The following is a 12,464-nucleotide window of genomic DNA, read 5'->3' on the forward strand; positions in this document are numbered from 1 at the left end:
ATCTCATGAGTTTTCTGAGCTGGTAGCTATATTTGTAGTTATGTTTGCATCTATGCTTGTATCTATCTGAGTCACATTTGATGTAAATTTATCATCAAATATATCTAGATTTTCTAAAGGCTGCCACGGTAGCACTATAACAAATTGCGCGCCGTGCGGTTGTATATTGCTCGCGCTAAGTGTGCCGCCCAAGTGCTGAACCAAGTCTCTACTGAGCGCCAGTCCCAATCCTAGTCCTGTTGTATTACTTTCACTATCACCGCGGGTAAAACGTTCAAATATGTGCGCTTCCATCCCTACTGGCAGCCCTTGACCGTTGTCGGTTACCGTTATTTGGTAGCTTTGCAAAGTTTTATTGTTTTGCATGGTTTTACTATTCTGTAGGTTTTGAGTGTTGTGCTGATTAGTGAGTGTCGCTTGAATGGTGATAGTTGCATTGTCTGAGGTGTAATTAATCGCATTGGTCAGCAGGTTATTTAAAATCCGCGCCAAGATTAATTCATCGGTATAAATAAAATCGACTGCACTGGCTACGTCTATTTTGACTTGCCGATTTTGTAGATACGGTTCGAGTTGGCGTATATTACTACCGATAATCTCTTCTAAGCTTACCCATTGCTTATTGAGTTTCATACCGCCAGATTGTAGCGCCACATAATCTAAGATATTGATGACCAAACGCTGAATGACGTTGGCTTGTTGTTCGATATCGATAGCCAGCTGCTTTTGTTCAGCAGGTGCTAGGTTTTGGCTGGCAAGACAAGCGGCCAATCCTGATAGCACGGTAATGGGTGTGCGAATATCGTGAGACAAGGCGGATAGCAGCGAGCCGCGCAGACGTTCTGACTCTACTTTGATAAGGGCATTTTGTGCGACTTTGGCATAATAAACGCGCTCTAATGCCAAAGTAATTTGGGCAATGGCGACATCTAGGGTACGTTGTTGTTCCGGTTGATTAAAGTTATCGATGTCGGTTGGCATCAGTGCCAATACCGCCAGTACCTGACTTGAAGTCGCAAGCGCCCGATAGTGCATAGGATTGGCGGCCAGCGTATGCGTCGCTAGACCCGCGCTTTCCTTATGATCAAACACCCATTGGGTCACATTCCAATTGAACTCTGATGGGATGCTCGATTCTGAGACGACAGTCAATTTACCGTCAGCATTGGGCATCGCTATAAGCGCTTTACTAGCGATATGTTTGGTCAGCCAAATAATGGCTTGGTTGATGATCTCTTCATTTTTGCGCGCCGCACTGAGGCTTTGTGCCAAATGACTCATAGAGATCGCTTGTTGCTCACGTCTACGGGCATTTTGCGCCTGAAAGCGCAGCCCAACCGCTAAGTTATTAATAATCAATGAGACGACAATCATCACCGCAAAGGTGACTAAGTACTGTACATCGCTCACGCTAAAAGAAAGCTTAGGCTCTACAAAAAACAAATCAAAGCTGATGACACTTAAGAGCGCTGCAAAGATACCAGGGGCACGTCCAAAACGGACCGAGATGAACACAATGACCAACAAATACAGCATCACCACATTGGCTAAATCAAACCAGCGAGTGAGGGCGACTAGGCTGACGGTGACGAGCGTACAACCTAGAACGGCCATCAGATAACCGATGCGATTGTCTTTAGAGGCTAGGGCGGCCATATCCCAAGTAGGCAGTTGTCGCTTGCTACTGAGATTTTTTGTCTGTGTAGCTTGATTGACCAATATCAAGTCTAAATTGATATCCTGCTGTGAGATTTGCTTGATCAATGATTGATTGTAATAAAACCTAGAGTGATTCTGCCCGATAATAATACGTCCAATATTAAATTGATGGGCGTAACTGACCAAGCCTTCAGCAACGCTAATGGCGCTGATGATTTCTGTTTTGGCGCCCAACTCATCTGCTAAGCGTAATGCTTCTAAAATACTTTGCTTATTTTTGGACAGCTCATAGGCATTTCGCGGTGTCTCGACATAGATGACATACCACTGCGAGTGTAAGCTGCTGGCAAGTCGTGCGGCGTGACGAATAAGACGCTCGCTATGGGCGCGCGTACTGATACCTACTAATAATTGATCGGTGGTATTCCAGATGGATGAAATGCGCGATTGATTGCGATAATCTCGCATATCGGCATCGACTAGGTCGGCAGTTCGGCGTAATGCCAGCTCGCGTAGGGCAATCAAGTTGCCCTTTCGAAAGAAGTTTTCTATCGCGTGCTTTGCTTGGCTTGGGATATAGACCTTACCATCATGCAGTCGCGACAATAGCTCATCGGCTGGCAGGTCGACCAATACCACCTCATTAGCCTGATCAAAGAACCAATCGGGGATGGTTTCTTGTACCACCACCCCGGTGATTTGATTGACCACATCATTCAGGCTTTCTAAATGCTGAACATTCACCGTGGTATAGACGCTGATGCCTGCCTTTAATAACTCCTCAACATCATGCCAGCGTTTTGGGTGTCTGGAGCTTGGGATATTGCTATGCGCCAGCTCATCAACCAATAAAATATCTGGATGCCGCGCTAAAGCCCCATCAATATCAAACTCTGCCAAGGTTTGCTCTCGATACTCAACCTGACGTAACGGCAGTATTGTCAATCCATCTAACAATGCTGCGGTCTCGCTACGACCATGAGTTTCTACGATGCCGACTAAGACATCCAGCCCATGCGCTTGATCTCGATGGGCGGCAGAGAGCATGTCATAGGTCTTGCCAACGCCTGCCGATGACCCAAAGAAGATTTTTAGTTTACCTCTGCTGCGCGTATTTTCTTGCTGCTTTATCTGCTGCAGTAAATCTTCTGGATTGGGGCGCTGCTCACTCATGCTGATGCTCACTGCTGATTAATGGGTTGACTCATTTAACGACTGCCATCTCATCTAAGGCTAAGTTGACCGCCAATACATTCACGCGCGGTTCGCCGAACAGATTGAATTGTCGCGCTTCTGTATGCTCATCGATGGCTTTTTGGACTTGTTCAACACTGATGCCACGTATACGCGCCACTCTGTTGACTTGCCATTCGGCTGCCGCTGGTGAAATGTGCGGGTCTAAACCACTGCCCGACATGGTGACCAAATCAAGAGGGATGGGCGCGGTGTTTTGTGGATCAGCGGCTTTTAGTCTTTGTACTTGTGCCTCGACAGCAGTGACCAATTCAGGATTTAAAGGTCCCAAATTACTCCCCGAAGATTGCGCGGCATCATAACCGTCTCCTGCTGCTGAGGGGCGCGTCCATAGATATTCTGGCTGATCAAAGCGCTGACCGATAAGCGCAGAGCCCACTAAGCTGCCATTGTGTTCTACCAAGCTGCCATTGGCTTTATCCGCCATGGTCACTTGGGCAACGCCGGTCATCAATAGGGGGTAGCATAAACCTAAAATGAGTGCCAAGGCTATAAATAATGATAGCGCGGGCTTGAGCATGGGCATACGGGCAGCATTATTTTCCAATACAGAATTGTCCAATTTAGAAAAGTTGTTTTCATCAGCCTTTTTTTCATCAGCCTGTTGGTATTTAGAGTCAACAGAAGCAGCTTGTATAGACTTACTAGATTGCACAGATTTATTAGGTTGCGTAGATTTATTAGGTTGCATAGTCGTCATCCGTATCGTTGGTTATAGCAAGTGCAAGGCATTAATGAGCATGTCGATTACTTTGATACCGACAAAGGGAAGAATCAGCCCACCCAAGCCGTATATCAGTAAATTGCGCCGCAATAGATTGATGGCAGAATCAGGTCTGTAAGTCACGCCGCGCAGCGCCAGTGGAATGAGAAACACAATAATCAATGCGTTAAAGATAATAGCCGATAAAATCGCGCTTTGAGGGCTGCCCAGTCGCATAATGTCCAATACCCCAAGCGCAGGGTAGGTGCTGGCAAAGGCGGCTGGAATAATGGCAAAGTACTTGGCGATATCATTTGCTAAGCTAAATGTCGTCAGTGCGCCGCGAGTCATCAGCATCTGCTTGCCGGTTTGCACCACTTCAATCAGCTTGGTCGGATTTGAGTCCAAGTCGACCATGTTGGCCGCTTCTTTAGCTGCTTGAGTGCCACTATTCATAGCGACAGCCACATCCGCTTGCGCCAGTGCCGGTGCATCATTGGTGCCATCGCCGGTCATGGCGACTAGCTTACCTTGACGCTGATAGCTGCGTATTCTCTCAAGCTTTTGCTCAGGGGTTGCCTCTGCCATAAAGTCATCGACGCCCGCTTCAGCAGCAATGGCCGCGGCCGTCAGAGGGTTATCGCCCGTAATCATCACGGTGGTAATGCCCATCTTGCGCAGCTCGGCAAAGCGCTCTTTTATGCCGGATTTGACCACGTCTTTAAGCTCGATGACGCCAAGCAACTGCTGGCTATCGGCGACCAGTAGCGGCGTACTACCACGGCGCGCGACTTCTTCTACTTGTTGCTGTAGATTAGTAGGTAAGATACCGCCTTGAGCTTCTACCCATTTGACGATGGCATCAAACGCCCCTTTACGGATATGGCGCTGCTCGATATCGGTGCCACTCATACGGGTTTGAGCGGTAAATTCGATGGTGTCAAACGGCTTTGCTTTCCATGTATTTTCATCAATATCAAATCGACTTTGGGCAAGCTTGACGATACTGCGACCTTCTGGTGTCTCATCGGTTAATGAGCTGATCAGCGCCACTTCCGCAAGCTGACTTTCTGTCACCCCGTGTGCGGGTATAAATTGTGACGCTTGTCGATTGCCGTAGGTAATCGTACCGGTCTTATCGAGTAGCAAAACATCAACGTCGCCTGCCGCTTCTACCGCGCGCCCAGAGGTCGCGATGACATTGGCCTGCATCATCCGGCTCATGCCCGCCACGCCAATCGCTGACAATAGACCGCCAATCGTCGTCGGTATCAAGCAGACCAACAGCGCCACTAAGACGACAATGGATATCGGCTCGCCATTGCCCGAAGACAGCACGGCAAACTGTGAAAAAGGCAATAAGGTCACACATACCAGCAAAAATATCAGCGTTAGCGCCACCAATAAAATGGTCAACGCTATCTCATTTGGCGTTTTAGTGCGTTTGGCACCTTCTACCAAGGCAATCATACGATCCAAAAACCCTTGTCCAGGAGCTTGGGTGATACGTATTATTAACCAGTCAGATAACACCTTAGTGCCCCCTGTCACCGCATTAAAATCGCCACCACTTTCACGAATCACCGGTGCAGATTCGCCGGTGATTGCCGATTCGTCAACTGAGGCTAAACCTTCTATGACTTCACCGTCAGCAGGAATGATTTCGCCTGCATTGACCAGAACGATATCATCTTGCTTAAGCTCAGTTGCCTGAATCATGGTAGGTACAGAATGCCTGTCAATGCCCGCAAGCCTGCGAGCTTGCACATCCTGACGTGCCTGTTTGAGACTGGCAGCTTGGGCTTTACTACGCCCTTCGGCTAACGCTTCTGCAAAGTTTGCAAACAACAGGGTAAACCACAGCCAAAAGGTAATGGATAGGGTAAAAACAATGCCAGCTTGCCCTTGAATCAACATCGTAATGGCTAAGATACTGGTCAGTAGCGAGCCGATATAAACCACAAACATCACCGGATTGCGCCATTGCACTCTTGGATCAAGCTTAAGTAAAGCGTCTTTTAGGGCGGGCTTGATCAAAGCAGGGTCAAGGAGGCCTTGCGCTGGTTTTTCGGGTAAGTTTGAATGATTGGGGTCTTGCTGCGACTGTAAATTTGCAGCCTGTGTATTAGTGTCTGATAAAACGCTCATGTTTTGTATTCCTCACGTAATCATAAAATGTGTCGATTCACTATTGGGTAGCGAGCCACGTTATTAGTAATAAGTTAACCAACTAACTAAATAACGACTCGTCTAATGCTTGCCTATACTCAATCGGCTAGCCTCCCAACATCCAAATCTGCTCTATGATGGGTCCGAGCGCTAAAGCAGGGACAAAGGTCAGGGCGCCAATCATCAGCACTGTGCCGACCAAAAGCCCGACAAATAATGGCGTGGTGGTTGGCAAGGTGCCGCTATTAACCTCTAATCTGGGTTTCTTGGCCAACGATCCTGCTAAAGCCAGCACCGGAATAATGACCCCAAAGCGACCAACCAACATCGCCAGCCCAAGCATGGAGTTATAAAACACAGAGTTGGCACCCAAGCCTGCAAAGGCAGAGCCATTATTGTTGGCCGCCGAGCTAAAGGCATAGAGCACTTCACTAAAACCATGAGCACCCGGATTGAAGATACCGGCTTGCCCACTGGTCGTCATCACACTAATAGCGGTGCCTACTAGCACCATCGTTGGCGCGGCCAATAAGCCCAAGACCACCATTTTCATCTCAAACGGTTCGATTTTTTTGCCAAGATATTCGGGAGTACGGCCAATCATCAGCCCCGATATAAATACCGCTAAGATGGCAAATAGCAGCATACCGTAGAGGCCTGCACCCACACCGCCGAAGACCACTTCGCCCAATTGCATTTGCAACATGGTGCTCAGTCCACCGAGGGGCGTAAATGAATCATGCATGGCGTTGACCGCTCCGCACGAAGCGGCAGTGGTAATCGTGGCAAACAGTGACGTGGCAACAATGCCGAAACGCACTTCTTTGCCCTCCATGTTGCCGCTCACACTCGCATCGGTAAGGCCTTGAACTTGTGACGCTAACCAAGGGTTGCCGGCAAGCTCGCTGCTGACGGTCAAAGAATACATCGCTATAAACAAGACCGTCATAGCACTTAAGATTGCGATACCTTGCTTTAGGTTGCCGCTTATTTTGCCAAGACAAAAACAAAGCGACGTTGGGATAAGGAAAATAGCCAACATTTGGATCAAGTTAGAAAAGGGCGTGGGATTCTCAAACGGGTGGGCAGAGTTGGCATTAAAAAAGCCACCGCCGTTGGTGCCGAGCATCTTAATCGCTTCTTGCGAGGCAACAGGGCCCAAAGCAATCGTTTGCGACTCACCTTGTAAGGTCTGCACCTCGGTATACATGGATAGCGTTTGTATGACGCCTTGGCTCATCAACAGCACGGCTATAATTGCTGCTATCGGCAACAAAATATAAAGATTACAGCGCCATAAATCTATCCAAGCGTTACCCAGATGCGCGCTCTTTTTAAATACCAGACCACGCGTTAAGGCAAAAGCCACCACGATACCGGTTGCGGCTGATAAGAAGTTTTGCAACGACATACCCATCATTTGGGTTAGGTAGCTCATGCTACTTTCGCCACCGTAAGCCTGCCAATTGGTGTTGGTGATAAAACTAATGGCGGTATTCATTGCCAAATCCCACGTGACGCCTGACATATTGGCAGGGTTTAGCGGCAAGTGTCCTTGCACCAACTGCAACACAAATAACCCCAATAATCCAATGAGGTTAAATAGCACAATGGCGCCAGCGTACTGCTTCCAATTCATACCAAAAGCAGGGTTGCCTTTGGTATCTTGACCGATCATACCCAGCGTCGTAAAAATACGAGATTCAAGCCGAGAGACGGGGGCTTGCATCCTTTGCAGCAGGTAACCTGATAGAAAATACCCTAAAGTAAATAGAATGATTAGATAAATAATCAGCTGTGATAGCGCATATATTGTCATTAAAATGCCTCCGGTTTAATCAGCACATATAACAAATAGATGAATAAACCGAGGGCTAGAAACCCTGCAAAAACTTCCATGACACTCTCCAAAAATGCACAATGAACCATGAATAATGAAGATCAGCGATGGTTAGACTGATCTTTTATTACTTCTTTATTGCTTACTTCTTAATAGCAACAGTATGCCGAGAGAGGTATAAAAGTGTTGTCAAGATAACGCGGTGGGGTATAAAGAAAGTATAAAGATGGGCAGTGTTAAAACGTAAGATGAGCAGAAAGCCTTAGTTTTTAAGGCATTATTTAGATGTTTTTTAGAGTGCGGATATTGCTATAGGCTAGCAATATATTTGGTGGGAGCTAATAAAGTGGCTTCACTTTAAAACAGATACAGTGCGACTGGGATGAATTTTCCGTAACCTCTGTGATAGCAGCAAGCAAGGAAAACTTATACCAGTCGCACGTAATTAGTAGTGTATCGATTAGCATATCGATTTTATGCTGAACTGACTATAAAACGGAAGGGAAGTCTTTAAGGTTATAGCTAACACGCTTAGCGCTAGCTATATAAATCATTGATATTATTGATAATTTTATTGACTGAGCTCTTTTTCAATTTTGACCAAAAGAATTCTTGCGGACAGCATCTCTAACACAGTAAAAGTATAACCTTCACTGCTGACGTGTTCATTCACTTGCGCAATGCCATCGAGTTTAAAATTGATATAGCCACCGATGGTCAGTTGCTCGGCATCTGCCAAGAGGTTTGGCTCATTTAGTTCAAGGCGCAACTGATCCAAGCTAATAGTACCCTCAGCTATCCAGTGATCTTCTTGTTTAAAAATCACTAACGTCTCATCTTCGTCGGGAAACTCACCGGCAATCGCTTCAAATAAATCCAAAGGCGTCACCAGTCCTGCCACTTGCCCATACTCATCGACTACGATGGCCAAGTTACCTTTGGCATTCTTGAGTAAATTGATAAGACGCAAATTATCAATGGTGTCAGAGACAAAAACGGGCTGCTGCTTGCTGAATAAAGGCGTTAGAGCCAGATGGATATCGTTAGGTTGTTTGTCGAGTGCCGCTAAGATATCTTTGGCCCGTACGACGCCGAGCACCTTATTTAACTGTCCTTGGCAAATAGGTAATAAGCTGTGCGGCGTGGATAACACTTGCTCGCGAATCTCGTCTAGACTGCCTTCGATATTCACCCAAGATATCTCTGATCGCGGCGTCATGATGGTTTCAACATCACGTTCGCCAAGCGCCAGCACCCCACTAATCATGTAGCGCTCTTCTTCTGCAAAAGGGATGGTCTGTACTGAAGTATCGTCTTCTGTGAGCGACTCTTCCTCGTGATTAGCGGTTTTGCCGCCCATCAGTCTTAAGATATTATCTGCGGTTCGGTCGCGTAGCGGAATGGCGCTCTCATATTTCGTACGGTTACGCTGCATGAATTGATTAAAGGCTTCAATAATAATAGAGAAACCAATGGCGGCATATAAGTAGCCTTTTGGAATGTGAAAGCCTAAGCCTTCAACGATCAAGCTAAAGCCAATCATAAGTAAGAAGCTTAGGCATAAGATAACGACAGTCGGGTGCTTACCGACAAATTCCGTTAAGGTTTTGGCGGCCAAAACCATTACCGCCATCGCCACAATAACCGCGGCCATCATCACTTCTAAATGCTTGACCATGCCGACTGCTGTGATGACCGCATCAAACGAGAACACGGCATCTAGGATAACGATTTGCGCAACGACCGCGGCAAAGCCTGCGTAGACTTTGCTATTATTATTGGTCTCAAGCTTACCTTCTAGGCGCTCATGTAGCTCAAGCGTGGCTTTGAGTAATAAAAAGAAGCCACCGACTATCAATATCAAATCTCTGACCGATAAATCAAACGTGCCATAACTCACCACAGGTTCAGTCAAAGTTATGAGCCATGACATCACAAACAGCAGGCCTAAGCGCATAATTAATGCAAGACCAAGACCCAGATTGCGCGCTTTACTGCGTTGGTGCGGGGGCAGCTTATTCGCGAGAATGGCAATGAAAACGAGATTATCAATACCTAAAATAATCTCAAGACTAACCAGTGTGAAGAAACCAAGCCATATCGAAGGATCGCTTAGAAGCTCTATCATTGAATTGAATACTCTCTATTAAAAAGGTTTAGGGGCTGTTAATACGTTCATTATTGAAGCGTAATAGTGATTGCTGTGATTGTTGTGAATTTTTAGACTTAAGCGCAAATTTTATATTTAACGTGTTCATGGTACGTTTACTGAACGCTGATAAAACGATTGTATAGAGAAAATACTAGAATGACATTATATTAATTTTGAACGCTTATAGTACCAAGAATGGAAAGTGACCAAGCATGATAAATGACCAATGTCATTTCTTCTTTAGAAATGCTTCCAAATTAATATCTATGTTTAAGATAAAAAACACTCAACTTGGTTGGGTGTTTTTTTTGTATTTTTTGTTGTATACAGAATACAGAGGGTATTTACCATTGTCATATTTTTAAGACATTGACATAGGTTGGTTTCATCTCTACCATACGCTCACTAATAGACCAGTTGTTATAATTTTAAAAAAGGGTTTGGAAATGAACAAAAAAGTAAAATCAAAGGACGTTCTCATTGAGACGGCATCACGTCTTTTTAAGGTACGCGGATATTGCGGCGTGGGGCTTAACGACATCATTGAAGAGAGCGGGATTCCCAAAGGCTCGCTATATTATTACTTTCCAGAAGGCAAGGAGCAGTTGGCCATTGCCGCGATTGAAAATACCAAAAAACTGGTGATGGAAGATATTGAGCGTGTTTTTGATGGTGCTCCTAATCTAGCTACTGGCAATCTAATCGAGGCCTTGCAAGCTTATGTCTATGAATTATCGAAAGTATTCGGTGATGGTGGTGATCCGATTGGTTCTCCGATTGGCACCATTGCTGGAGAAAAGCACTCTACAAGCGAGCCGATCCGATTGGCGTGTGAAGCGACTTTTAAGGATTGGCAATCTCTTTATACAGAGAAGTTTGTTGAAGCAGGCTATCCCAAGGAGCAAGCCACCAGTTTAGCCACCGTTTTCCATGCACTGACGGAAGGCGGCATCCTGCTAGCGTTAACGATAAAAAGCGGCAAACCACTGGAAACAATCGCAGAGCAAATCCCTTCATTATTTATAAAATAATTTACTGAGAAATACCCCCTTAGCGTATCAAAAATTGATTCTGTTAATAATCATAGAGAGTTTTAATGTCTAGCCTTGCAATGGAACAAAGTCAAACCGGTATCAAACCAATCCCAATTTTAATCGCCTTTTTAATCGCAGGGTTCGTCGGATTATTTAGCGAAACAGCTTTAAATATGGCGCTTGGCAATTTAATGATTGAATTCAATGTCATTTCTTCGACAGTGCAATGGATAACCACAGGTTACTTATTGACGATGGGAATACTTATTCCCGTGTCCGCACTACTCATTCAGTGGTTTAGTACTCGGCAGTTATTTGTGGCATCACTGCTATTTTCCATTGCCGGCGCGATAGTTTCCGGTATGGCACCCACTTTCAGTGCACTGCTTCTAGGCCGTGTCATTCAAGCAATCGGCACCGGCTTATTAATTCCGCTTATGTTCAACACCGTATTAGTGATTTTCCCTATTCATAAAAGAGGGACCATTATGGGGTTGGTTGGGCTGGTGATGATGTCAGCACCGGCTATTGGACCGGCCACTGCGGGGTTAATCATTGAGGTCTTGAGTTGGAATTGGATTCTTTGGCTGCTTATTCCATTTTTGCTTTTCTCACTGGTATATGGACTGCTTTTTGTGCAGAACGTTACGACTCTGACAAAACCTAAAATAGATGTGCTTTCAATCTTGTTATCGACGATTGGCTTTGGTGGCATCGTATACGGCTTTAGTGTCGCAGGACACAAAGGCTGGGGCAGTCCAATTGTCATTAGCACCCTGATAATTGGCTTCATGTCCCTTATCATATTCTCATCAAGACAGTTTAAACTCGATAAGCCCATGTTAGATTTGCGCACTTTAAGATATCCCATGTTTACCTTGGCCTTATTAAGTGTCTCAGCGACATTCATGATTATTTTATCAAGTATGATTCTGCTGCCTTTATATTTACAAATTGGTCTTGGCTTAACGGCGCTTACGGCCGGTCTTATACTGATGCCAGGGGGCGCATTGAATGGCATCCTATCTCCAGTCGCAGGACGTGTCTATGATATGTATGGTCCAAAATGGCTACTGACACCGGGCTTTATCATTATGATTATCATGCTGTGGCAGCTATCGAATGTGACTACCGAAACTACTATTCCTATGGCCATCTTTTTGCATTCAGGTCTTATGATTGGCGTAACATTCGTCATGATGCCGGTGCAAACCCATGGTCTAAATGCGCTACCAAAAAACCTATATCCAGATGGAACCGCGTTGATAAACACCTTACTGCAAGTATCGGGTTCAATTGGAACCGCGCTTGCCATCACGATAATGTCTACTTCGCAAAGCAACTTCTTAAAGACGGTTGCCGATCCGTCAGATCCGTCTTTAGTAAGTACGTCATTGACCGCTGGGGTACAAACGGCATTTATTTTGGGCATTGTCTTAGCGGTTTTCGGGCTGGTGATATCGTTTTTTATCAAATCACCAAAAGCTGATTAAGATAGCTACCAGTAACGTATCACCATTTATGATGAGGCTAATAAAAGACGTCATGATAAATGGTTTAAAAGACATGAAAATCATTAGCTTACGCGCTTAGAATGAATGCCAGACAACATAATCCTGTGTTTGACCTACATCTCTTATACAGGTTTTATGA

8 protein-coding genes are annotated in these 12,464 nt (G+C 45.5%); 2 read left to right on the forward strand and 6 right to left on the reverse strand.

Annotation, left to right across the window (positions count from 1 at the left end):
• Nucleotides 1–3: 3 nt before the first annotated feature.
• The 6 genes from PG901_RS01735 to PG901_RS01755 form a co-directional block, all read right to left on the reverse strand.
• Nucleotides 4–2,832, reverse strand: coding sequence for a DUF4118 domain-containing protein (locus tag PG901_RS01735; protein WP_271133261.1), 2,829 nt, complete (start codon nt 2,830–2,832; stop codon nt 4–6).
• A gap of 31 nt (nt 2,833–2,863) precedes the next feature.
• Nucleotides 2,864–3,604 (reverse strand): potassium-transporting ATPase subunit KdpC, encoded by a 741-nt coding sequence (gene kdpC, locus PG901_RS01740; RefSeq protein WP_271133262.1) that lies wholly within the window; start codon nt 3,602–3,604, stop codon nt 2,864–2,866.
• A gap of 21 nt (nt 3,605–3,625) precedes the next feature.
• Entirely contained in the window at nt 3,626–5,764 is a 2,139-nt protein-coding gene (gene kdpB / locus PG901_RS01745; RefSeq protein WP_271133263.1) for a potassium-transporting ATPase subunit KdpB, read from the reverse strand.
• Nucleotides 5,765–5,891: 127 nt separating this feature from the next.
• Nucleotides 5,892–7,604, reverse strand: a complete 1,713-nt coding sequence (gene kdpA, locus PG901_RS01750; protein ID WP_271133264.1) for a potassium-transporting ATPase subunit KdpA — start codon at nt 7,602–7,604, stop codon at nt 5,892–5,894.
• On the reverse strand, nt 7,604–7,714 hold the full coding sequence (gene kdpF / locus PG901_RS13675; protein ID WP_084212332.1) for a K(+)-transporting ATPase subunit F: 111 nt from the start codon (nt 7,712–7,714) through the stop codon (nt 7,604–7,606). The genes kdpA and kdpF overlap by 1 nt, the downstream gene beginning before the upstream one ends.
• A 482-nt stretch (nt 7,715–8,196) precedes the next feature.
• Nucleotides 8,197–9,753 (reverse strand): TerC family protein, encoded by a 1,557-nt coding sequence (locus PG901_RS01755; RefSeq protein ID WP_271133265.1) that lies wholly within the window; start codon nt 9,751–9,753, stop codon nt 8,197–8,199.
• A gap of 470 nt (nt 9,754–10,223) precedes the next feature.
• Between PG901_RS01755 and PG901_RS01760 the strand changes: the two genes are divergently transcribed.
• Nucleotides 10,224–10,808: a TetR/AcrR family transcriptional regulator gene (locus PG901_RS01760; protein WP_271133266.1), complete on the forward strand. Its 585-nt coding sequence runs from the start codon at nt 10,224–10,226 to the stop codon at nt 10,806–10,808.
• Between the two features lie 65 nt (nt 10,809–10,873).
• Complete coding sequence (locus PG901_RS01765) at nt 10,874–12,304, forward strand: MDR family MFS transporter (RefSeq protein WP_271133267.1); 1,431 nt, start codon at nt 10,874–10,876, stop codon at nt 12,302–12,304.
• The last annotated feature ends 160 nt before the right edge of the window (nt 12,305–12,464 follow it).

The organism is Psychrobacter sp. ANT_H3, from assembly GCF_027919975.1.
GTDB classification, from domain to species: domain Bacteria; phylum Pseudomonadota; class Gammaproteobacteria; order Pseudomonadales; family Moraxellaceae; genus Psychrobacter; species Psychrobacter maritimus.

Excerpts from the sequence above, each read along its gene's own strand:
- PG901_RS01735 (WP_271133261.1), bottom strand. The coding sequence starts at position 2,832 with ATGAGTGAGCAGCGCCCCAATCCAGAAGATTTACTGCAGCAGATAAAG.
- kdpC (WP_271133262.1), bottom strand. The coding sequence starts at position 3,604 with ATGCAACCTAATAAATCTACGCAACCTAATAAATCTGTGCAATCTAGT.
- kdpB (WP_271133263.1), bottom strand. The coding sequence starts at position 5,764 with ATGAGCGTTTTATCAGACACTAATACACAGGCTGCAAATTTACAGTCG.
- kdpA (WP_271133264.1), bottom strand. The coding sequence starts at position 7,604 with ATGACAATATATGCGCTATCACAGCTGATTATTTATCTAATCATTCTA.
- kdpF (WP_084212332.1), bottom strand. The coding sequence starts at position 7,714 with ATGGTTCATTGTGCATTTTTGGAGAGTGTCATGGAAGTTTTTGCAGGG.
- PG901_RS01755 (WP_271133265.1), bottom strand. The coding sequence starts at position 9,753 with ATGATAGAGCTTCTAAGCGATCCTTCGATATGGCTTGGTTTCTTCACA.
- PG901_RS01760 (WP_271133266.1), top strand. The coding sequence starts at position 10,224 with ATGAACAAAAAAGTAAAATCAAAGGACGTTCTCATTGAGACGGCATCA.
- PG901_RS01765 (WP_271133267.1), top strand. The coding sequence starts at position 10,874 with ATGTCTAGCCTTGCAATGGAACAAAGTCAAACCGGTATCAAACCAATC.